The 23,435-nt window shown below is 32.5% G+C and carries 21 protein-coding genes; 4 read left to right on the forward strand and 17 right to left on the reverse strand.

Features of this window, described 5'->3' with window-relative positions; genetic code table 11:
• Positions 1 to 97 precede the first annotated feature (97 nt).
• From RCH19_RS06685 to surE, 4 genes are all read right to left on the reverse strand, one after another.
• Positions 98 to 616, reverse strand: coding sequence for a C40 family peptidase (locus RCH19_RS06685; RefSeq protein WP_343022577.1), 519 nt, complete (start codon positions 614 to 616; stop codon positions 98 to 100).
• Between the two features lie 38 nt (positions 617 to 654).
• Positions 655 to 1,767 carry a lipid-A-disaccharide synthase gene (gene lpxB / locus RCH19_RS06690; RefSeq protein WP_343022578.1) on the reverse strand — a complete coding sequence of 371 codons (1,113 nt, stop codon included), beginning with the start codon at positions 1,765 to 1,767 and terminating at the stop codon, positions 655 to 657.
• Positions 1,768 to 1,863: 96 nt separating this feature from the next.
• Positions 1,864 to 2,136, reverse strand: a complete 273-nt coding sequence (locus RCH19_RS06695) for a hypothetical protein (protein ID WP_343022579.1) — start codon at positions 2,134 to 2,136, stop codon at positions 1,864 to 1,866.
• Positions 2,129 to 2,908, reverse strand: coding sequence for a 5'/3'-nucleotidase SurE (surE, locus tag RCH19_RS06700; RefSeq protein ID WP_121925004.1), 780 nt, complete (start codon positions 2,906 to 2,908; stop codon positions 2,129 to 2,131). Before surE ends, RCH19_RS06695 begins: the two co-directional genes overlap by 8 nt.
• 209 nt (positions 2,909 to 3,117) lie before the next feature.
• On the opposite strand from surE, the gene RCH19_RS06705 reads away from it, so the two are divergent.
• Positions 3,118 to 5,295: a carboxy terminal-processing peptidase gene (locus RCH19_RS06705; protein ID WP_343022580.1), complete on the forward strand. Its 2,178-nt coding sequence runs from the start codon at positions 3,118 to 3,120 to the stop codon at positions 5,293 to 5,295.
• Positions 5,296 to 5,605: 310 nt separating this feature from the next.
• A complete protein-coding gene (locus RCH19_RS06710) occupies positions 5,606 to 6,295 on the forward strand; it encodes a DNA/RNA non-specific endonuclease (RefSeq protein WP_343022639.1) in 690 nt (229 codons plus the stop codon).
• A gap of 13 nt (positions 6,296 to 6,308) precedes the next feature.
• Here RCH19_RS06710 and rodA read toward each other — a convergent pair whose 3' ends face one another.
• The 6 genes from rodA to purH form a co-directional block, all read right to left on the reverse strand.
• Complete coding sequence (rodA, locus tag RCH19_RS06715) at positions 6,309 to 7,544, reverse strand: rod shape-determining protein RodA (protein ID WP_121925007.1); 1,236 nt, start codon at positions 7,542 to 7,544, stop codon at positions 6,309 to 6,311.
• Between the two features lie 5 nt (positions 7,545 to 7,549).
• Positions 7,550 to 9,502: a penicillin-binding protein 2 gene (mrdA, locus tag RCH19_RS06720; protein ID WP_121925008.1), complete on the reverse strand. Its 1,953-nt coding sequence runs from the start codon at positions 9,500 to 9,502 to the stop codon at positions 7,550 to 7,552.
• Positions 9,499 to 10,005 carry a rod shape-determining protein MreD gene (mreD, locus tag RCH19_RS06725; protein ID WP_121925009.1) on the reverse strand — a complete coding sequence of 169 codons (507 nt, stop codon included), beginning with the start codon at positions 10,003 to 10,005 and terminating at the stop codon, positions 9,499 to 9,501. The genes mrdA and mreD overlap by 4 nt, the downstream gene beginning before the upstream one ends.
• Positions 9,998 to 10,822, reverse strand: coding sequence for a rod shape-determining protein MreC (gene mreC, locus RCH19_RS06730; RefSeq protein WP_121925010.1), 825 nt, complete (start codon positions 10,820 to 10,822; stop codon positions 9,998 to 10,000). Before mreC ends, mreD begins: the two co-directional genes overlap by 8 nt.
• 96 nt (positions 10,823 to 10,918) lie before the next feature.
• A complete protein-coding gene (locus RCH19_RS06735) occupies positions 10,919 to 11,947 on the reverse strand; it encodes a rod shape-determining protein (protein ID WP_121925011.1) in 1,029 nt (342 codons plus the stop codon).
• Between the two features lie 55 nt (positions 11,948 to 12,002).
• On the reverse strand, positions 12,003 to 13,529 hold the full coding sequence (gene purH, locus RCH19_RS06740; RefSeq protein ID WP_343022581.1) for a bifunctional phosphoribosylaminoimidazolecarboxamide formyltransferase/IMP cyclohydrolase: 1,527 nt from the start codon (positions 13,527 to 13,529) through the stop codon (positions 12,003 to 12,005).
• Between the two features lie 196 nt (positions 13,530 to 13,725).
• Here purH and RCH19_RS06745 point away from each other — a divergent pair, with 196 nt between their 5' ends.
• Positions 13,726 to 14,976 (forward strand): ABC transporter permease, encoded by a 1,251-nt coding sequence (locus RCH19_RS06745; RefSeq protein WP_121925013.1) that lies wholly within the window; start codon positions 13,726 to 13,728, stop codon positions 14,974 to 14,976.
• A 94-nt stretch (positions 14,977 to 15,070) separates the two neighbouring features.
• On the opposite strand, the gene accD is transcribed toward RCH19_RS06745, so the two are convergent.
• The 3 genes from accD to RCH19_RS06760 all read right to left on the reverse strand — a co-directional run bounded on the left by accD (position 15,071) and on the right by RCH19_RS06760 (position 19,721).
• Positions 15,071 to 15,925, reverse strand: a complete 855-nt coding sequence (gene accD, locus RCH19_RS06750; RefSeq protein WP_121925014.1) for an acetyl-CoA carboxylase, carboxyltransferase subunit beta — start codon at positions 15,923 to 15,925, stop codon at positions 15,071 to 15,073.
• Between the two features lie 101 nt (positions 15,926 to 16,026).
• Complete coding sequence (gene fbaA, locus RCH19_RS06755; protein ID WP_121925015.1) at positions 16,027 to 17,094, reverse strand: class II fructose-bisphosphate aldolase; 1,068 nt, start codon at positions 17,092 to 17,094, stop codon at positions 16,027 to 16,029.
• Positions 17,095 to 17,153: 59 nt separating this feature from the next.
• The gene (locus RCH19_RS06760) at positions 17,154 to 19,721 is read right to left on the reverse strand and encodes a BamA/TamA family outer membrane protein (RefSeq protein ID WP_343022582.1); all 2,568 of its coding nucleotides are present in this window, start codon (positions 19,719 to 19,721) and stop codon (positions 17,154 to 17,156) included.
• A gap of 37 nt (positions 19,722 to 19,758) precedes the next feature.
• On the opposite strand from RCH19_RS06760, the gene RCH19_RS06765 reads away from it, so the two are divergent.
• Positions 19,759 to 20,481 (forward strand): RNA methyltransferase, encoded by a 723-nt coding sequence (locus RCH19_RS06765; protein WP_343022583.1) that lies wholly within the window; start codon positions 19,759 to 19,761, stop codon positions 20,479 to 20,481.
• Between the two features lie 29 nt (positions 20,482 to 20,510).
• On the opposite strand, the gene RCH19_RS06770 is transcribed toward RCH19_RS06765, so the two are convergent.
• The 4 genes from RCH19_RS06770 to RCH19_RS06785 form a co-directional block, all read right to left on the reverse strand.
• Complete coding sequence (locus tag RCH19_RS06770) at positions 20,511 to 21,239, reverse strand: porin family protein (protein ID WP_343022584.1); 729 nt, start codon at positions 21,237 to 21,239, stop codon at positions 20,511 to 20,513.
• A gap of 1 nt (position 21,240) precedes the next feature.
• Entirely contained in the window at positions 21,241 to 21,972 is a 732-nt protein-coding gene (gene ubiE, locus RCH19_RS06775; protein WP_121925018.1) for a bifunctional demethylmenaquinone methyltransferase/2-methoxy-6-polyprenyl-1,4-benzoquinol methylase UbiE, read from the reverse strand.
• A 585-nt stretch (positions 21,973 to 22,557) separates the two neighbouring features.
• Positions 22,558 to 23,040 (reverse strand): dihydrofolate reductase, encoded by a 483-nt coding sequence (locus tag RCH19_RS06780; protein ID WP_343022585.1) that lies wholly within the window; start codon positions 23,038 to 23,040, stop codon positions 22,558 to 22,560.
• 2 nt (positions 23,041 to 23,042) lie between these two features.
• Complete coding sequence (locus tag RCH19_RS06785) at positions 23,043 to 23,384, reverse strand: 2TM domain-containing protein (protein WP_121925020.1); 342 nt, start codon at positions 23,382 to 23,384, stop codon at positions 23,043 to 23,045.
• Between the last annotated feature and the right edge of the window lie 51 nt (positions 23,385 to 23,435).

Consider the following 23,435-nt stretch of genomic DNA (forward strand, 5'->3'; position numbering starts at 1 on the left):
TTTTATAAAAGCACAGAAAATAAAAATTAAAACATTGGCAATCAAATAGATGAAAAATAAAATCATGCGGATTTATTTTTTATCGGACATTAATGTTTTATAATACTCTGTTGATTTGTACTAAAGCATTCCTGTAATACGCTTGTTTAGTTGACGAGATAATAACACCTTTTGAAGTGGAAGAGTGAATAAATTTAATTTCGTCTTCACTCACTTCGGTAATAATTCCAACGTGGTTAATTATTTTACTATTATCGGTTTTAAAGAAAATTAGATCTCCTTTTTGCGCTTGTTCCCGCTTTTGATTTAGAACTACACCTATTTTAGATTGTTCGTACGAATTACGAGGTAACACTATATTTTCAGCATTAAAAACTGTGTACATTAAACCAGAGCAATCAAATCCAGATCTTGTAGTTCCTCCATATTTATACCTTACACCAATATTATCTGCGGCAAGATCAATTAAATGATCAGCCACTTTATCAGTTCTTCTATTTTCAGAGCGACTGGATTTCTCTCTCTTTTCTCCTTTTTTAGAAGTAATTATGGGAGACGTAGATTTACAAGCTGTAAAAAAACTTGCTAAAAGTAGTAGCAGTATAAAATTTTTCAAAAGAGTTTACTTTTTATTTATGAGCGTTAATTATTGTCTTATTTTAGATCATCAAAAATAAGGGCAGCCGTTTTTTCGCTTGCACCAATTCCGCCCAACTGCTTTTCTAATAACGCATATTTTTCTAAAAGCGTATCTCGATAGCTAGGAGTCAATAGTTTTTGAAGTTCTTCTTTAATTCGCTTGTGCGTACAATCCTCTTGAATTAGTTCTGTTACAACTTCCTCATCCATTATTAAATTTACTAATGAAATATATTTCAATGTGATGATTCGTTTGGCAATTTGATACGAACCCCAACTCCCTTTATAACAAACCACTTCCGGCACTTTAAACAGTGCTGTTTCTAATGTCGCAGTTCCTGAAGTAACTAATGCTGCCGTCGAATTACGCAGCAAATCATAAGTTTTATTAGATATGAATTTTATATTATCTTGAGTGATAAAATTTTTGTAGAATTCGAAATCTTGACTTGGTGCTCCAGCAATTACAAATTGATAGTCTGGAAAATCATTAACTACGCTAAGCATAACCGAGAGCATTTTTGTAATTTCTTGTTTTCTGCTTCCAGGTAAAACAGCAATAATTGGCTTATCACTAAGTTTGTTTTCCGTTCTAAATGTAATTGCATCGACTTTTGGCTGATTGTTGATGGCATCAATAAGTGGATGTCCTACAAATTCTACTGGATACTGATGCTTTTCTTCGTAGAACTTTTTTTCGAAAGGTAAAATCACATACATTTTATCTACATCGCGCTTAATGTCACTGATTCTACTTTCTTTCCAAGCCCATATTTGTGGAGAAATATAGTAATGAGTTCGCATCCCTAATGCTTTTGCCCATTTTGCAATGCGTAAATTAAAACCAGGATAATCGATGAAAATTAGAACGTCAGGATTGAATTCTAAAATATCTTTTTTACATATTTTAATATTTCCAAGTATCGTTTTTAAGTTGAAAATAACTTCTACAAATCCCATAAAAGCTAATTCACGGTAATGCTTCACTAAAGTTCCGCCTACATTTTGCATTAAATCGCCACCCCAAAAGCGGATATCAGCAGACGAATCTTTTTTGTACAGTTCTTTCATTAAGTTAGAACCGTGTAAATCTCCTGATGCTTCACCTGCAATTATATAGTATTTCATTTTTTTACGATTTAGAATTTTCAATCCAAAACGAATTAAATTAGATGGAATTTAATTGTCTTAATTTGATATGCAAAGGTAAAGTAATATCCTTGTCTAAATAAATAAAGTAAGTATTGCCAGCAAAATCACTGATAACACTACACCACGTGCCATCATTTCTTTATTCAATTTCAATAGAATTCCAAAAACAATCAAGGTGAGAATAGTCCCAAGAGTACTTATTTTACCTAGATTTCCTTGGGATTTTAAGATTTGAATTCCCGCTAGAAAAGTAAAGTCAGTAAACAAGCTGATAAATAAATAAGATCCAACTACCGTAGCAGTAAATCCTATTATGAAGCCAATGAGTAAGTCTTTTTTATTCATTCCATTTCCATGTATTGAGGTTTTGTATAGTGTGGTGCGCTGTTAAATCAAATTGTACGGGAACCACTGAAATGTAATTGTGTTCTAATGCCCATTCATCGGTATCTTCTCCTTTATCTTGATTTACAAATTCTCCAGCAAGCCAGTAATAATCTCTTCCTTGCGGTGTTTTTCTTTTATCAAATTTCTCCATCCATCTGGCTTTCGCTTGACGGCAAATACGAATTCCTTTTATATCCTTTTCTTCAAGCTTTGGGAAATTAACATTTAGCACGACACCGTCTGGCAAGCCATTTTCTAATACTTCAGAAGCTATTTTTTTAATAAATGATTTTGTAGGTTCAAAGTTAGCATTCCAGTCAAAATCCATCAATGAAAATCCTATTGCAGGTATACCTTCAATTCCAGCTTCTACAGCGGCACTCATTGTACCAGAGTAAATAACGTTTATCGATGAATTAGAGCCGTGATTAATACCAGACACACATAAGTCAGGTTTGCGTTTTAAAATCTCATTCACCGCTAGTTTTACGCAGTCAACTGGCGTTCCTGAACAGCTATATTCAAGAATTGCATCACTGTCTTTTGAAATTTTATTTAAATACAAAGTGCTATTTGTTGTAATAGCATGTCCCATAGCGCTTTGTGGAGAATCCGGTGCAACGACTATGATTTCGCCAAGCTCTGCCATAACAGAAACAAGTGCTCGAAGTCCAGGTGCAGAAACACCGTCATCATTTGTTATTAGTATTAAAGGTCTTTGGTTTTTCATTGTAAATATGTTAAAAAGCAACGTTAATATATGATTTTACTGATAAATATAGCCACGCAAATTGGCATTGTGTGAACAAAAGATAAAAATATGTTATCTTAAATCATTTCCAATAGTAAAAAAAGAAGTATTTTATATCTTTAACAAAAGTTTATGCGCACTATGCTGCCGATGGCATGGTTTTTACCGTAAATTAGAATAAAAAATTCATGAATACTATTCTTAACTTTATGAAAAGAAATTATAAAATTATCCTTGTTGTCGTACTTATGTCGGTGACATTATTTGCTTTCAAAATGAATTCAACAAAAGCTAACGATCCAGAAAAGGATAAGTTGCTTTTAGAGTTGCTAACTTTTGTTATTGAAAAAGGACATTACAGTCCTGCGACAATTGATGATGCATTTTCGAAAGGTATTTACAAAGACTATATAGATGCACTTGACCCTTCAAAAAGATTCTTTTTGCAAGCAGATATTGATGAATTTTCAAAATTTGAGCTGCAGTTAGATGATCAGTTGCTAAATAAAGATTTATCTTTTTTTAGTCTTACTTATGATCGTTTGATGAAAAGAATGGATGAAAGTGCTAAAATATATAAGGAAATTTTAAGTAAGCCATTCGACTATACTGTTGATGAAAGTTTCAATATTGATTATGAGAAGGCTCCTTATCCAAAAAACTTAGCAGAATTAAAAGACAGATGGCGTAAGCAGATTAAATTGACTACTCTTTCTTCGTTGACTGATAAGCAAAAGTTAGAGGAAGACAAGAAGAAAAATGATCCTAAATACGAGGCTAAATCTTTTGAAGCATTAGAAAAGGAAACGAGAGAAAGTTCCGCTAAATCTTTAGATGAGTATTTTGGATTTATAAAAGACTTAAATCGAAATGACTGGTTTTCCGTATACGTAAATTCAATCACAGCTCGTTTTGACCCACATACAAACTATTTTGCGCCAGAGGAAAAAGAGCGTTTTGATGTTAGTATTAGTGGTAAGTTAGAAGGTATTGGAGCTCGTCTACAAAAGAAAAATGATTTTACTGAAATCACAGAACTTATATCTGGTGGACCAGCATGGAGAGGAAAACTTTTAGAAGCAGGTGACTTAATCATGAAAGTGGCTCAAGGTAAAAGTGAGGCAGTAGAAGTAGTGGGGATGCGTCTTGATGATGTTGTTAAAAAAATAAAAGGACCTAAAGGTTCTGAAGTTCGATTGACCGTTAAGAAAGTAGATGGAACTATTAAGGTTATTCCGATCATTAGAGACATCGTTGAAATTGAGGAAACATACGCAAAGTCAAGCGTTGTGAATAAAGACGGATTAAAATATGGGGTTATCTATTTGCCGAAATTCTATATTGATTTCGAAAATAAAGACGGTAGAGATGCTGGAAAAGATATCGCTATTGAAGTAGACCGATTAAAGAAAGCTGGTGTAGATGGAATCGTATTAGATGTTCGCGATGATGGTGGTGGATCTTTATCTACTGTTGTAGATATTGCAGGCTTATTTATTGAACAAGGGCCGATTGTCCAAATCAAATCAGCAGGTCGAAGAAAAGAAGTTCTATACGATAGAGATAAAAAGATTGAGTGGGATGGACCATTAGTGATCATGGTAAATAGTTTCTCTGCTTCAGCTTCAGAAATTTTAGCAGCTGCAATTCAAGATTATAAAAGAGGAATTATCATTGGTAGTAAACAAACTTATGGTAAAGGAACGGTACAAAATGTTATTGATTTAAACCAATTTGTTCGTAGTAGTTCTGCGGGTGACCTAGGAGCGGTTAAAACTACAACTCAAAAGTTCTATAGAATAAACGGAGGCTCAACCCAACTTGAAGGAGTAAGAAGTGATATCGTAATGCCAGATAGATATGCGTATTTAAAAATGGGTGAACGTGATATTAGTAACGCAATGCCATGGGATAAAATTGATAAGGCTGAGTATACAGAATGGAATAAAAATGCAAATTTTAATCAAGCAATTGCTAATAGTAAAAGTAGAATTAGTGGTAATCCGCAGTTCCAGTTAATTGAGGAAAACGCAAAATGGATAGATAGCAGAAGTAAAGAAAATGTATATAATTTAAACATTGATAAATTCAAAACGGCGCAAACTGAAATTGAAGAGAAAGCTAAAAAATACAAACCAATCTTTGATTACAAGAACACATTAATATTTACATCTTTACCTTATGAGACAGACGTAATGAATAATGATGCTACTTTGAAAGAAAAAAGAGAAAGGTGGCATGAAGCATTAGCGAAAGATATATATGTTGAAGAAGCGCTTAATGTTTTAGATGATTTGCAATCCAAAACAATTACTAAAAAAGCGATTCCAGTTACTATTAAAAAAGAAAAATTAGTTAAATCTTAATAGATCATAAATCGGTAATTCATATAAAAATGCGCTCCAAAGGAAATTTTCTTTTGGAGCGTTTTTTTATACTTCACTTTATAAATGATATTTTACTTTTTATAAGTATCTTGTTTTCTTATTTAAACCAAAATAATCATTCTAAAATAGTATAATGAAGACAAACAGCTCGTTTATAATTTTATTATTTTCGTTGACGTGTTTTTATTCATGTAATAAAAACCAATCCAATGATAATGACACAACGATACAAACTGAAAAGTCTTTTGAAGGTGGAAGAGTAAATACTGATGACTATAATGATACGGCGATGACGGGTGGTAATTTTGACTTTTTACCAACTTCAACAACTAATCAAATTGTCAACCACAGTTATTATACACTTTCGTACAATGAAGAATTTGAGCAAGCAGAGTGGGTTGCATACGAATTAAAGAAGTCTCATGTGCAAAACAGTAATTTTAAAAGACCTTATTTTATAGAAGACTCGAAGGTTACAACCGGTTCTGCAGATTGGAAAAACTATAAAAACTCCGGCTACGATAAAGGACATCTTTGCCCAGCGGGTGATATGGCTTTCGATCAGAACGCATACAACGACACTTTCTTAACCTCAAATATTTCACCCCAAGATCATAAATTTAATGAAGGAGTCTGGAATAGATTAGAGCAAAAAGTACGTTATTGGGCTGTAAAATATGATGGTTTATATGTCGTTACGGGAGGTGTTTTAGAAAGCTCATTGCCAACAATAGGGAAGGAAAAAGTTTCAGTACCTAAATATTTCTATAAAGTACTAATGAGCACAGTTGGAAACAAATCTAAAATGATCGCGTTTTTAGTTCCAAACGAAAAAAGTGATAAGCCACTTTATGAATTTGTGGTGTCTGTTGATAGCATTGAAAAATTAACGGGAATAGATTTCTTCCCAAAATTAGAAGATAAAGTGGAAGATATACTACAACGCAACACTGATTATAAAGATTGGAGTTTTAAATAGTAGGCAATATAATTTACCACTCATTCACTTTATTAGCATCCATTTTTATAAAGATAAACAGTAAGATCGTGAATCCCCAAAGTCCTGATCCTCCATAAGAGAAAAAGGGCAGTGGCACTCCAATTGTTGGGAATATACCAACAACCATCGCAATATTTACAAAAAAGTGTGTAAATAAAATTCCAGCGACACAATAACCGTAAACTCTACTAAATTTTGTTTTTTGCCTTTCAGCTAAATAGATTATTCTAAGAAATAAACCTGCAAAAAGTGCAATTACAACTAATGAACCAGCGAAACCCCACTCTTCACCTACAGTTGTGAAAATATAATCGGTATGTTGTTCCGGTACAAACCCACCTTTAGTTTGTGTTCCTTCAAGAAATCCTTTTCCAATCCAACCACCAGATCCGATTGCGATTTCTGATTGGTTTGTGTTATATCCTATTCCTTTCATGTCTACTGTTTTTCCTAAAAGGATGTTGAAACGGTCTCTATGATGCTGTTTGAATAAGTTGTCAAATACGTAGTCGACAGAAAAAACAAATGCAGTAATAAGCGCGAAAAGTATGCTACTTAAAACAATGTTTCGGTCGCCTAATCTAGATTTAAAATGGACGATGACTAAAACTGCAAGTCCTATTAGTATCACATATTGCGGTTCTAATACTAGTGTTAAGATAAATAACAGTACAGTCACAAAACCAGTTACTACATACCAAGCAGGTAAGCCTTCACGGTACAAAACAATTATAAAAATGCTGTAGATTAACGCACTCCCAGGATCGGGCTGTGGCAAAATTAACATTACAGGTAATAGTATAATAGCGAGGGCTTGCCATTGTCGACTGACTTCTTTTAAATTTATTTGAGTGTCACTTAAATATTTTGCTAGCGCCAATGATGTTGCGGCTTTTGCAAATTCAGAAGGTTGTAATGTAAAACTACCTATTGCATACCAACAACGCTGTCCAGCAATTGTTTTTCCAAAGGCGAATAAGCCTACTAATGACAGTAAGGAGATTATAAAAATAATACTGGCATACTTTTCGTAAAATTTGCCATCAACTGATAGCACTACGAAAATCAAAGGAATGGTTAGAACAATAAATATCAATTGCTTCTGATACGTGTCCTCCATTGAAGACAAGGATGAAGAGTATATATTTAGCCAGCCCAAAATAACTAATAACGTATAAATTACTATACTTATCCAGTCAATATTGTTTGATACACTTTGGTTTTTCATCTGAATTATATCGCTTGTTTTTTCTCTTTTGTAGTATCAATTTTCACTTTAACTACTGGAATTGCTATTTTTTTGTTTAAAATCGAATCGCGAATTCTCATTTGTGCCTTCACTTTTGCAGAAAGCCCGCCTAGTTTAGCGTATTCACTTTGTAAACTAGTCGCCAATATCTTTTTCTCTAAATCAATTCTTGTGATTTTTTGACGAAGGTATTTCTCAATCATTAAGCTGGCAATTGGTCCAGCTATCGCAGCTCCAAACCCTCCATTTTCAACCATTACAGCAATTGCTATTTTTGGATTGTCTTTTGGCGCGAAAGCTACAAATATGGAGTGATCTTTTAATTGTACTCTTTTACCTCCAATTTTTGCAAAATTTTCTGCTGTACCTGTTTTACCGCAAATGTCTATTCCTTCAACTTTAAGAGCTCTTGCAGTACCTAAGTTAAAAACGTCCGAAAGACCGCTTATAATTGGCTTAAAATGTTTTTTATCGATGGTAGTTACATGTTTTGTTGTAAACTTCTCATCTATTTTATGCTCTTCTATTTTTTTGATGATGTGAGGCGTGTAATAATAACCTTCATTAGCAATTGTCGCCATCATGTTTGCTAACTGAATTGGAGTCATTACTATTTCTCCCTGTCCGATAGCATTAGAAACGATAGTGGTAGATCTCCAACCTCCATTAGGATAGATTTTTTTATAAGTTTTCGAATCTGGGATTTTTCCTCTTTTACCTGTTGGTAAATCATACCCCATAAATTGACCTAGACCAAAGCTTTTTACGTGATTACTCCAAATATCCACTGCTTTAGCTGGATTATTGTATTTGTTTATGGTTAGCATAAAGGCTTGTGCAAAATAAGTATTGCAAGAATTGTAAATCCCGTTATGTAATTGTTGGGCAGGTGGGTGCGCGTGACATTTCATAAATCTACCGCGTCCATAACTAAATCCATGGTTGCAATAGAAAGTTGTTTGTTCATTAATTACGCCTTCCTGCAACCCAATAAGTCCGGTTAAAATTTTAAACGGGGAACCTGGTGGATATTCTGCTAATAAGCCTCTGTCATAGAGTGGTTTTGCTATAGAGTCGCGATATAATTCAGTGTAATTTTTAGAGCGTTGTCTTCCCACTAATATTCCAGGATCATAAGATGGTGCTGTTACTAACGCTAGTATTTCACCTGAACTAGGTTCAATGGCAACAATTCCTCCTCTTTTGTTGAGCATTAATTCCTCTCCATATTTTTGTAGTTCAGCGTCAATAGTAAGATTGATGTCTTCACCCTGAACGGCTATAGTATCATATTTTCCATCCTTATACGAACCGATTTCGCGGTTGTATTTATCTTTTTGAACATATTTCACTCCTTTGACACCTCTCAAAAGGTCTTCATAACTCTGTTCTACACCTTGTTGTCCTATTAAGTCACCGCTGTTATAGTATGGGTTTTTAGCAACTAATCTCTCATTAACTTGAGTGATGAATCCAAAAATATTGGCACCAAAACCTACTTCGTAATCTCTCAACGAACGTTTTTGGAAATAAAAGCCTTCATATTTTCGAATTTTTTCTTGGAAAGCAGCAAATTCACTTTTGTTTAATTGCGATAAGAAAACGGAGGGAAGTCTAGGACTGTATACTTTAGCCTTTGCAATTTTTTGGATAAAGTCTTCTTTAGTGATGTTCAGTAATTGGCAAAACTCTAATGTGTCAGTTTTTTTTACCTCGCGAGGAATTACCATAATGTCATAAGACGCTTGATTAGCAACTAATAACTTTCCTTTTCGATCATATATATAGCCACGCTCTGGATATTCGTATTTTTTTTTGATAGCGTTATTCTCCGACTTTAATTTTAAAGTATCGTCAACAACCTGTAAGTAAAAAATTCGAATTAAAAGTAATGAAGTGGCAATGATAATTAAAGAAGGCAACAAGACTTTTCTCATCTTTTGTTAGGCTTAATAAGATATATGATAATAATACAAATTATGATGGTGAATACAGTACTTAATAATGTCGTTATTAAAGTATCTAATATATAGGTCAACTGGAAAGCCTCTAATAAAAATAAGGTAAAGTGATGTATAACAACTGATAGTAATATAAATGAAAATCGTTGTGGTGTTAAAACATCATTTAATTTTATTGTTTGATATTCATAACTTAGTCCAAAAGCAAACTTGAAAATGGATGGCCTAAAGTAAGCTAAAACTAAACAGGCTGTTGCATGCGTTCCTCCAGAATTACTAAATAAATCCATGATTATTCCAAGTAAAAAACTCGCCGCTATTAAACCAGATTTATTACCATTTACGGGATACAAGATTATAAACAAAATATATGGAAATGGACTTATGTAGCCCAAAAAGTTCATATTATTGAATATGATGATCTGAACGGCTAATAATAGCAAAAAACGAAAAATATTGGCTAACAAGGCACTATTCATCTTTTAGTTTTTTTTCTAAATTAATAACTTCGTCGCGATCTTTTCTTTTGATAATATATACATGACCTAGATTTGTCATGTCATTAAAAAGTTTGATATCTAGTGTGTAAAAATTAGTTTGAGTATCTCTATAAATTTTAGCGATTGTTCCAATGTTAATGTTCTCAGGAAATATCACAGATTGTCCACCAGTAACAACTGTGTCTCCAACTTTGATTAATGCAAGTCTAGGAAGATCTGTTAGTTGGACAAAACCAGTGCTTTTACCATTCCAGTTTAATGAACCAAAATGATCAGACTTTTTAATCTTAGCGTTGATTTGAGTTCTTTTGTTTAATATACTTATTACAGTAGAATATCTTGGCGAGGTGTTTTCTATAATTCCAACAATACCTAAACTATTGACAACACCCATGTCAGATTTCACACCATCTAACTCACCAGAATTTAAAGTCAGGTAATTTTCGTAAACATTATAGGAGTTATGAATTACTTTTGAAACAATAATATCTTCCAGCTTTACGCCTTTTAAGCTATCAAGTTTTCTAGCTGAAGCAGTGTCTTTAGCGTTAAATAGAAGACTTTTTAGTTTAGCATTTTCAATAGCAAGAGCATCGTTTTGAGTTTTTAGATTCAAATACTCATTAAGATTACTCACTTTTTCATAAACTCCACCACTTAAAAAATTAGCTGAGCTTATAATCTTACTTCTGTGGAAAGAATGTGACTGTATCGTTAAGGACAACGATATAGTTAAAAGCAGCAAAAACAGTATTCTGTTACTGTTTTTAAAAATAAAATTAAATATTTGCTGCATTGTATGAAATTGAATATTTAAAAAAAAATCAAAAATGTAATTCTAAATTCTAATCGCTCCACTATCGAGGATTAGAATTTAGAATTTATCTTTTCGTTATTTTATAAGAATACTTTTAAATTTAGTAACGTTTTTAAGTGCCATTCCAGTTCCTCTTACAACTGCTCTTAATGGATCTTCCGCGATATATACTGGTAGATCTGTTTTTTGAGAAATTCTTTTATCAAGACCTCTCAACATTGATCCACCACCTGCAAGATAAATTCCAGTGTTGTAAATATCAGCAGCTAATTCTGGAGGAGTTTGCGATAATGTTTCCATTACTGCATCTTCAATACGTTGAATTGATTTGTCTAATGCTTTGGCAATTTCTCTATAAGAAACTTCAACTTGTTTAGGCTTACCAGTTAGTAAATCTCTACCTTGAACTGACATGTCCTCTGGAGGAGTTTCTAGATCTTCAATAGCAGCCCCAATTTGGATTTTTATCTTTTCAGCAGTACTTTCTCCAACAAAAAGGTTGTGTTGTGTACGCATGTAATAAACGATATCATTTGTAAAAACATCACCAGCAATTTTCACTGATTTGTCGCAAACAATCCCGCCTAATGCAATAACTGCAATTTCAGTTGTTCCACCACCTATGTCAACAATCATGTTCCCTTTAGGTTGCATAATATCAATTCCGATACCTATAGCCGCAGCCATTGGCTCATGAATTAAATATACTTCTTTACCGTTAACGCGTTCACAAGATTCTTTTACAGCTCTCATTTCCACTTCAGTAATACCAGAAGGGATACATACTATCATTCTTAACGCAGGAGTAAACATTCTTTTCTTCAATGCTGGTATGCTTTTGATAAACATACTAATCATTTTTTCTGAAGCATCAAAGTCAGCAATTACACCATCTTTCAAAGGCCTTATGGTCTTAATGTTTTCATGTGTTTTACCTTGCATCATGTTGGCTTCTTTACCAACAGCAATGATTTTACCCGAAACCCTATCACGAGCGACTATTGATGGGCTGTCAATTACAACTTTATCATTATGTATGATTAAAGTATTAGCGGTACCAAGGTCTATCGCAATATCCTCGGTCATGAAATCAAAAAATCCCATAAGTTTTTTAAGGGTTAAAATTTATAATAAATAATAGGATGCAAAGTTAAACAAATTAATGTTTGAAATGACGAGTTCCCGTAAATACCATTGCAACTTTATTTTCATTGCAATAATTAATACTTAGTTCATCTTTTATTGATCCTCCAGGCTGAATTACTGCTGTAATCCCTGCTTTTTTAGCTAATTCCACGCAATCTGGGAAAGGGAAAAAAGCATCACTTGCCATAGAAGCTCCATTCAAATCAAATCCGAAATTCTTTGCTTTTTCAATTGCTTGTAGCAATGCATCTACTCTTGAAGTTTGTCCTGTTCCAGAGGAAATAAGTGTTCCATTTTTTGCAAAAACAATCGTATTCGATTTAGTGTTTTTACATATTTTTGAAGCAAATATTAAATCTTTAATTTCTTGTTCAGTAGGTGCTGTTACTGTAACGGTTTTTAAAGCTTCTTTATTGTCAGTGATATTGTTTCTTTCTTGAATTAAAAGTCCATTTAGGCAAGTTCTTACTTGTTTATTAGGAAGTTCAACTTCATTTTGAATCAATATAATTCTGTTTTTCTTTTCTTCTAAAATTGCTTTAGCCTCGTCATCATAAGCAGGTGCTATAACTACTTCGCAAAATAATTTGTTTATTTCTGTAGCGGTTGCAACATCTATTTTAGTGTTCGAAATTAAAACTCCTCCAAAAGCTGAAGTTGGATCACAAGCTAAAGCGACATTATAAGCCTCGCTAATAGTTGGTCTAGTTGCTAATCCACAAGCGTTATTGTGTTTTAGTATCGCAAACGTTGGACCGTCGTTTTTAAATTCATTAATCAAGTTTACTGCAGCATCAACATCTAATAAATTGTTGTATGACAATTCTTTTCCATGTACTTTGTTAAACATTGCGTCAAATTCACCAAAGAAGTATCCTTTTTGATGTGGGTTCTCTCCGTATCTTAACACTTGTCCATCAGCGATGCTTTCTTTATAGATTGTTTCATCAGTATTGAAATAGTTAAAAATAGCACCATCGTAATGAGAAGAAACGTGAAAAGCTTTAGTTGCAAGAAGTTTTCTGTTTTCTAATGTTGTTGCTCCGTTTTGAGAAGTAATTAAATCAAGCAATAAACTATATTGATCTACTGAAGAAACAATTACAGTATCCTTGAAATTTTTTGCAGCAGCACGAATCAATGAAATTCCACCAATATCAATTTTTTCAATAATTTCTGCTTCGCTTGCGCCAGAAGCAACTGTTTTTTCAAAAGGGTATAAATCAACAATTACTAAGTCAATTTGCGGGATGTCAAACTCTTTCATTTGTTGAACATCACTTTCATTATCCTGACGATTTAATATTCCACCAAAAACTTTCGGGTGTAAAGTTTTCACTCGGCCACCTAAAATAGAAGGGTAAGAAGTTACATCTTCAACAGGAATTACTGGAATTCCAAGATTTTTTATAAAATCCTCTGTTCCACCTGTAGAATAAAGTGTAACATTTTGACTGTTTAGTTGTCTTACTATAGGTTCTAATCCTTCTTTAGAAAATACAGAGATTAATGCTGATTGAATTGTTTTAGTAGTGCTCATTATGTAGTTATAGTTATAAAATGCAAAAATAGTTTTTTAATGTTAAAATAAAGGCATTTGAAAACGAGATAATTGTAATTTTTACTTCTATTTTATTGGTAGACATGAAATAGTAGCATCTGCTGATATTCAAAAAATATTTCATTAGGATTTTGACAATTATTTATGGAATTTTACTTTAACAAAAATAGATTGTATGCTAGTTTACCTTAGGTTATTAAAAGAGAGTTTTGGCTTTGCAATGAATGCATTGAAAAATAATAAATTAAGAACCTTACTTTCTTTGTTAGGAGTGACTATTGGAATTTTCTCCATCATTGCAGTTCTTGCTGCTGTTGATTCATTGGACAGAAAAATCACTAAAGACTTAAGCAGCTTAGATAAAAATACTATTTATTTGATGAAGTTTTCATTTGGTCCATCAGAGATTCCGCAATGGAAAAGAGAACAGTTTCCTAATGTTAAGTATGATGAGTACACCTACATGAAAGGAGCAATGACAAATACTGCCCAGATGGCTTATCAAATTTTTACGAGAAGAGAAGCAATCAAGTACGATTCCAAAACAGTAAGTGATGTAAAAATAATTCCAGTTTCTCATGAGTTCATCGATATTCAAGGTATCGAATTTGAAAGCGGAAGATTTTATAACGAATCTGAAGCTAATTCAGGAGCGACAGTAATTGTGTTAGGAAATGAAATAGCTAAATCTTTATTTGAAGGCTTTGATCCTATTGGAAAAAATGTTCGTTTGTACGGGAAAAGATTTACAGTTATAGGAGTGATGAAAAAAGAGGGTTCAGGATTATTTGGAGATAGTAATGATACTGCTGCTTATATTCCTGTAAATTTTGTTCGTCAATTATATGGAGATAATAATAATTCATTGACTAATGTTATTATTTTTAAACCAGCTAAAGGTGCTGATATGGAAGCATATCAGGGAGAAATTACTCAAAAGCTAAGAAGTTTTAGAGGCTTGAAAGCTGGAGAAATTGACAATTTTTTTATAAATGTTTTTTCGGGTTTTACAGATCTTATTGATGGTATTTTAGGACAGATGAATGTAGTAGGATGGATCATTAGTGGGTTTTCATTACTTGTAGGTGGATTCGGAATCGCTAATATTATGTTTGTTTCGGTAAAAGAGAGAACTAATTTAATAGGAATTCAAAAATCATTAGGAGCTAAAAATAGGTTTATAATGTTTCAGTTTTTATTCGAAGCAGTAATATTATCAGTTATCGGTGGAGTTATTGGACTTTTACTAGTTTGGATTATTTCTGTGATTCTAACAAAAGCTTTAGATTTTGAATTCGTATTAGGAGTAGGAAATATAGTTTTAGGAACAGGACTTGCAGCAGCAATTGGATTAATATCAGGTATTCTTCCAGCTATAGCAGCATCTAAACTTGATCCTGTTGAAGCTATTAGAACTGGAATGTAAATAGTTATTTCTAATTCACAACAATATCTAAGCAAAAAAAATAGCTTCCAAAATTTTGGAAGCTATTTTTTTTAAACACTATTGTAATGAAAATTTACCTTATATCGTTGTTTTGAATCAAATCGATGTATAAGTTAATGTTGTCTTTTAATTGCTTTCTAGGTGTAATAAAATCTAAGAAACCGTGCTCTAACAGAAATTCAGCAGTTTGAAATCCTTCAGGTAAATCTTTTCCTGTAGTATCTCTAACAACTCTAGGTCCTGCAAATCCAATTAATGCTCCTGGCTCAGAAATATTGATATCTCCTAACATCGCATAAGAAGCTGTTGTTCCTCCAGTTGTTGGATCAGTACAAAGTGAAATGTATGGTAGTTTAGCATCTGCTAGCTGCGCTAATTTAACAGATGTTTTAGCTAGTTGCATCAATGAATAAGCTGCTTCCATCATACGAGCTCCACCAGATTTTGAAATCATTACAAATGGAAGTTTGTTTTTAATTGCGTGATCAATACCTCTAACGATTTTTTCTCCCACAACCGCACCCATTGATCCACCAATAAAGGCAAAATCCATACAGCAAATTACTAACTCTTTCCCTTTTGATTTACCAACTCCTGTGCGCACTGCATCTTTCAATTTGGTTTTTTCCATCACATCTTTCAAACGATCACCATATTTTTTTGTATCAACAAAATTTAAAGGATCTTTAGAAGTCATGTTTTTATCTAATTCAACAAATTCATTGTTGTCAAATAGGATTTGGAAATACTCGGCGCTTCCAATTCTAACGTGGAAACCATCTTCTGGACTTACAAATAAATTACGTGCAAGTTCATCGGCGTCAATAATTTTTCCCGTTGGAGATTTGTACCAAAGTCCTTTTGGAATATCCATTTTGTCCTCAGTAGCAGTCGTAATCCCTTTTTCTTTTCTTTTAAACCAAGCCATTTTTCTAGTATTCAGTGTTCAGTAATCAAATATTCAGTATTCAGTTTTTAATAATCAATTGTACTAACTGAAGATTAAAAACAGAATACTAAATACTATTTTTATAATGTATTCACATTGTTCAAGTCAGCAAATGCTTGTTCAAGTCTTGTGTTGAAAGTAACTTCACTTTCACGTACCCATTTTCTTGGATCGTAATATTTTTTATTTGGTACATCAGCACCGTCTGGATTTCCAATTTGCGTTTTCAAGTAGTCAATATTTTTAACCATATAATCGCGAATACCTTCTGTGTATGCAAACTGCAAATCAGTGTCAATATTCATTTTAATTACACCGTAGCTAATACCTTCTCTAATTTCTTCTAAAGTAGAACCTGATCCGCCATGAAAAACGAAATCAACTGGGTTATGACCCGTTTTAAATTTAGTTTGAACAAAATCTTGCGAATTTTTTAAGATTTTTGGAGTCAACTTAACGTTTCCAGGTTTGTAAACTCCGTGCACGTTTCCAAAAGCAGCAGCAATTGTAAATCTTGGGCTAACTTTCAAAAGTTCTTCGTAAGCGTAAGCCACTTCTTCTGGTTGTGTGTATAATTTTGAGCTATCTACATCTGAGTTATCTACACCGTCTTCTTCACCACCTGTAATACCAAGTTCAATTTCAAGTGTCATTCCCATTTTGCTCATTCTCTCTAAATAACCTTTGCAAATTTCGATGTTCTCTTCGATAGGCTCTTCAGATAAATCAATCATGTGGGAGGAGTAAAGCGGTTTTCCAGTTTTAGCAAAATGCGCTTCTGAAGCATCCAATAACCCGTCAATCCAAGGTAGTAATTTTTTTGCACAATGGTCAGTGTGCAAAATTACGGTTGCTCCGTAAGCTTCCGCTAAAGCATGAATATGTAAAGCACCAGCAATTCCACCGGCGATCGCAGCTTTTTCATTTGCATTAGAAAGTCCTTTTCCAGCATTAAATTGTGCTCCTCCGTTAGAAAATTGAATGATAACTGGAGCATTTAATTTTGCTGCAGTTTCAAGAACACCGTTGATTGTACTTGAGCCCGTAACGTTTACTGCTGGTAATGCAAAACCTTTTTCTTTTGCATAATTAAAGATTTCTTGAACTTGATCTCCTGTAGCTACGCCTGGTTTAATGTTGTGTGCCATTGTAAATTTTTTAGTTTTTTTTTAGTTTTTAGTCCTGCAAAAATAAGAATTAATTAGCACTAGAACGGATAATTTATTCCGAAATTTAAAACTGAGTTCGAAAAGTTGTATTCTCTAAACCATCTTCTGTTAGATTCATTGGCTGGATTGTATGTTTTAAATCCTAAGTCAAAACGAATTACAAAAAAACTTAAATCATATCGCAATCCAAATCCAGAACCCAAGGCAATGTCTTTTAAATCTTTAAATCCTGTAAATGTTGATTTTTCATCAGTAACATTATCAAGTACATTCCAGATGTTACCTGCGTCAGCAAAAACAGCTCCTTTTAAACTTCCCGCTACTTTAAATCTAAATTCACCGCTTAAGGCAATTTTCATATTAGCCTCATTAAAATCATCAAGTCCACCGCTACTTCCTGGTCCCAGACCGTAGGGTTGCCAAGCTCTATTGTCATTCGATCCTCCGGAGAAGTAACTTCGTGAAAAAGGAATATAATTAGAATTACCAAAAGGAATAGCAATCCCAAAAAACGATCTAAATGCTAGTATTTTTTCTTTGGATAAATCCCAATGCTTTATATAATCAAATTCAGTTTTAATGTATTCTGAATATTCCAAATTAAAAATTTGATAGTTACCGTTTATGCTTTTCTTTTGATTAGTAGTTTTTGCGAATGCACTTAAAATTGTTCCTGCAGATTCTATTTTAGTTTTAAAAAGATAAAAATTATTATCTGTCAAATCTTTTTTTGTTGTTTTCGAAAAAGTAAAACTGGTCGCAAAAATAAAGTCATTTTCAGTTAGTCTAAGTCTTCGTTCTTCGATGCTTTTTACAGCTTCTAAATCTGCATTTTCAAGAGGTTTTAAAAAGCTTCCTGTTCCATTTAAAACATCATTTGTAAATCCACGTGTTCCTCTTTCAATTGCTAGATTTTGGTCAGTAGGATTATTATAGTAAGAAGTATTTGTGTTGTAAGCTTTACTAATGTTATTTAGCGCTTTGTATGAAGAGCCGTAAACATTGAAATAATTCCTAGGATTTAAGTTTCTAACAAACTGAGTATTAAATAAATCAAATCGTGCGGTGTTATTTATTTTTGGTGTCCAATTATACGATAATCCTCCAGTAAAATTTTCTTTATCTAAACCTATATTTTGCTGTTTTGCAAAACCAATAGTTGCTAATGTGGACGGAATCATTCGCTTAGGTATAATTTTATCGGTATTGAAAGGCATTAAAATTCGCGGAATGTTTAATTTTAAATCTAATCCGTATTCTAGAACGTTGAAGAAGTTGTTTTTAGGATTTGCTAAATCTTTAGAGGAACCTACGTTTCCACGTGCCGCTAGTTCAAGCGTCTCTGCTCCGTTAAAGACATTTCGTATCGTTTCAGAAACACTTAATCCTATACCAAAATCTTGAATATTAGAATGCGTGATATCTAATGTTGTTCCAAAACTATATTTTTTTCTAGGCGTTAAATACACTTTTGCAATCAATGACTGTGCTGTCGTATCTCTTTTATCAACTTCATACTGTATGGTAGGATAGTTGAAAATTTTCAGGTTGTTAAGATATCGAGTCGTTAATACGGTTCTAAAATCAGCATACATTCCACCTTTTGAGATGAAAATAGCATCAGTAATTGCTTTTGGTTTGTATTTTAATTTTTTCTGACTGTATAAATTAAAATTTTTATAAGTAGAGCTATCAGTAATCTTTAATGAATTACTGCTAGGCGAGTAATCAGTATAAATATTAACATCACTTATTTTATATAATTTAAAAGGTTCAGTCCTTGTCGAATCGCGATCTTGAAAAGAATAATTGTTAATCATCAAAGTGATATCTGCTTTATTCACTTTTTTGATTGTGTCGATATTAAATGTCACATAATTAGGCTGAAAATAATAAGCACCATTATTTCTAAAATTAGTCGTAATGCGGTTTCTCTCATCCTCAAAATCGTCAGTTTTGTATTGCTTCCCTGATTTTATGAACGTATTAAATTTATTCAACTGATACAATGAATCTAGTGCTGGAGTTGAAATAGACGCTTTTACCGAATCTAAAAAGAAGGCATTCCCTAATGTTATGTCATATTTAATTTTAGCTTTTTTAATGCCTACAGTATCTAATTTAAATGCGGCATCAACATTAAAAAAACCATTGTTAAAGTAGTAATATTTTAGTCTTAATAAAGATTTTTTAGCTTTCTCTTGATCAATAATTACTGGTGGTTCACCCGTTTTAATTAAAAAATCATGAATACCGTGATACCAAAAAGATTGACCAAGCCTATCAACTTGTTTTGCAGAAAGCCACTTCGATTTTCGCTCGTACTTTCCTGGATTATTAGCGAACTTAGCTTGATAAGTGGAGTCCGGATTTAGATTCGCAAAATTATATAGGTTCAAGCGCAGTCGGTAACCTAAAAAAGTACTATTAGGTTTTTGATACAACTGGTTAAAAACACTTTCCTCCTTAGTTGTCTTATCATTAACAGTAATTTCGTTCTTAGTTAGCAGTAATTTGCCATCTGGAACTCTTTTTACAGCGTTACATGCAGAAATTAGTATTGCAATTACAATAAATGCAGTTATTTTTGTGGAAGTCTTTTTCAAGTGTTCTAAAATATTTAATTCAAAAGTACATTATTTTATGGTTAGTAAAAACCAAATAAAGCTTATAACGAGTTTGCAGCAAAAAAAATATAGAAATGCCAATAAATTATTTTTTGCCGAGGGTGTAAAAGGGATTGAAGAGTTATTAGAATCAAATTTTGAATTGGAGCATTTGTATACAACTCAAACTAATTTTGATACTGTTTCGAAGGAAAAGAAAACAATTATTTCTGAAAATGATTTAAAAAAAATCAGTGCTTTAGCTAGTCCAAATTCGTGCTTAGCTATTTTTAAAATGCCAGAAGAAAAAGTCATTATTGAAAATGGTTTAATTCTAGCATTAGATTCGATTAGAGATCCTGGTAATTTAGGAACTATTTTGCGTTTGTGCGATTGGTTTGGAATACAGCAAGTGCTTTGTTCAAATGAAACTGTTGATCTTTTTAATCCAAAAGTAGTACAAGCCACTATGGGTTCGATAGCAAGAGTTAATTTGAATTATGTCGATTTAAATAAGTTTTTACAACAAACTAAACTTCCTATTTACGGAACATTCATGGATGGTGAGAGTATTTATAAATCTCATCTGCCACAAGATGGAATAATAGTAATGGGGAATGAAGCTAACGGAATCTCTGAAGAGCTTGAAAAATTAGTTCAAAATCGCATTACAATTCCTCGTTTTGGTGACATTCAAAAAACGGAAAGTTTAAATGTAGCGACTGCAACAGCAATTGTTTTAAGCGAATTCCGTAGATGATAATTTGCACTGCAAAAATAAATTGATTTCTAGTGGAAGGTGAAATTAATAAATATAGCTCTCGTTTTCATAGATTCTATGTTTCCAGTCCAAGGACTGGAAGGATTTTTATCCCTAATTAATTCATCATTTATTCCAAATACGCCTCTTATGGATGGTGAAAATATAAAGTACTCAGAGAAAAGATCAATTCCTAAACCTAGTTCGTAATTAGGAGTCCATGCTTTCACTCTAAAACGATTCTCAACGTTGTCATCTAATGATTTAGAATTACTGGACAAGTTTAGCGTTGCAGATAATCCGCCTAATGCATATGGACGAATATTTCCTGTTCTGAGTGAGGAAAATTTCAATAGCAAAGGAAAGTGAATGTATGTGCTATTTACTTCTCTAAGTTTAGCGCTCGGCGTAAATTCTACTCCAGAATTAAGGAAAAAATCAGAAGGATAATTTAAATCTCTTTTAGTGTAATACAATCCGGGTTCAAATCGTAAATTAACGTATTCATGAAGCTTTAAATCGGCGACGATACCTACATTAAATCCAGTAGTTTTTTTAACTAATATATCTGGTGTTACTTCTTTATAATCTATTTTAAAATCATAAGAGTTAAAGCCTAAATAGAAACCATAATAAATTCTACTTTTTTGAAAATTCTCTAAGTTAATTATTGGATCTTTACTAAAGATATTTTTTGATCTTTGGGCATACCCATTTAGAATACTGACAAAAAAAAGTAATAGAAATAATTTTTTCATGTTATTTTTTAGAAGCTGAATAAATAGTAGCCACTCCAAAAGTTTGAGGCAATGCTACAACATCTATAAACCCAGTTTTTCTTAAAATATTGTTTAGAGCCTCGCCATAAGGAAAAGCTGCAGCTGATTCTGAAAGATATCCATAAGCAACATCATCTTTAGAAAATAATTTCCCTATTAACGGAAGAATATTTTTACTATAAAAATTGTAACCTTGCTTGAATGGAGTTTTATCTGGTACAGAAGTTTCTAATATTACAAAAACACCATTAGGCTTTAAGACTCTTAAGATTTCATTCAGACCTTTTTCTAAATTTTCAAAATTACGAACACCAAAAGCAACGGTTATCGCATCAAAATAATTATCTTCAAAAGGCATGTTTTCGGAGTCGGCCAAAATCATATCTATTGTACTAGAGAGATTTTTAGAAGCTATTTTTTTCTTACCTACATCAAGCATTCCTGCTGATATATCAAGACCAATTATTTTCTCCGCATTAGTCTGAGCCATTAAAATAGCTAAGTCACCGGTTCCAGTCGCGATATCCAATATTATCTTTGGATTTGAAGCGCTAACCATTTTTAATACTTTTTTACGCCATTTTAAGTCAATTCCAAAAGAAATTACGCGATTCAAATTGTCATAATTACCAGAAATGGTATCAAACATTTGTGCAACTTGTTCTTTCTTGCCTAGGGCTGAATCTTTATACGGAGTTATTTTCTCAGACATCTTTTTTGTTTGTACAAATATAGAACAAACTTGAGAAACATAAAATCAGTTTTAAAAATAGAATTAAGATTTATTAATTACGGGATTTAACAATTTTTATAAAAAAGCGAAGAAAATTTTATTTTGTTATAAATATCACTAAAAGTGGGTATTGTAACTGCAGTTTTTATTATTCACATTTGTCACATAGTTAAGCTATGATATTAATGATTAAAAAAGAGACGATGGGCCAAATCAAATGGATAGTTTTAGCGCTCCTTATCTCATTTGTCCTTGTAAGTGTTTTTGAAAGTGCTGCTTTTCAAAGCGGTATTGAATTGAATGCGCAAAATACGTTCTTAGGATTAAATTTGTTTTTGGAAATTTTAATTTTTTTCGTCTTTAGTACCTTCGTGGTATTTGGTATTAAAGGCTTTTTTGAGATGTACTCTCAAAAAACAGCAAATATTGTAACCTTCATTTCTGGAGCGTTATTAGTATTTGTGATTTTTATTTTATTTTATCAAATACTCTTTCAAGGCTAAGTCGTTTTTTTAAAATCATTATGTAAAGAAAAACATCCCGTTAAAAGGATGTTTTTTTGTTTTATTTTCTAACGAAGGTTTGATAAGTGTACTCAAAATTGTGAGAGTCGTCTTTTTCGTTGAACTCAGAATTTTCTAATTTCCATTCTTGTTCATCTATCTTAGGAAAAAATGCATCTGCTTCAAAGGTGCCGTGAACTCTTGTAAGTTCGATTTTATCGGAATAAGAAATACCAATTGTATAAATTTCACCACCGCCTATTATAAATGAATCCTCCTCTTTTGGACAAGCATCTAAAGCTTTTTGCATGGTGTCTACCACAATACAGTCCTCGGCTTTATAATCTTTCTGTCTTGTAATTATGACATGCTTTCTATTAGGCAATGGTTTTTGAAGACTTTCGTAAGTTTTACGACCCATTATAATATGATGTCCAGTTGTGAGTCTTCTAAACCTTTTATAATCGTTAGGCAAGTGCCACACTATTTTCCCATCTTTTCCCAACGCATTGTTTTCGGCTGCCGCCGCAATCATTGTAATCATAGTTATATACTATTATTAGTTTCTTCGCTTTCTATTTGTAACTGTAGTTGCTCAATTTTCTTTTTCTGCAAAGCTACTAAGCGGTCAATTTGTTCTCTTTCCCAATCTTTATTCATAAAACGGTCGGTTATGAAAATTTTTATAAAATGCAAAATAAATAAAAACAACCATGTCGCAATTATCCATTGATACCAATCAGAAATTACATTGCTGTTTAGAAATTGGTGTCCAAGAAATAATAATAAACTTCCTAAAACGAAAACAACAAAATGGAAATATAATCTCTTTTTTTGCTTTATCCTTCTTCTTGCATATTCATATTGTTCATGTACTTCTTTTTCCATCTGTAATATTTTATTTTATAAAGATAAAATTTATTTAAGCAAAATGCTGTT

This window comes from Flavobacterium sp. PL12 (genome assembly GCF_039123485.1).
GTDB lineage: Bacteria > Bacteroidota > Bacteroidia > Flavobacteriales > Flavobacteriaceae > Flavobacterium > Flavobacterium weaverense.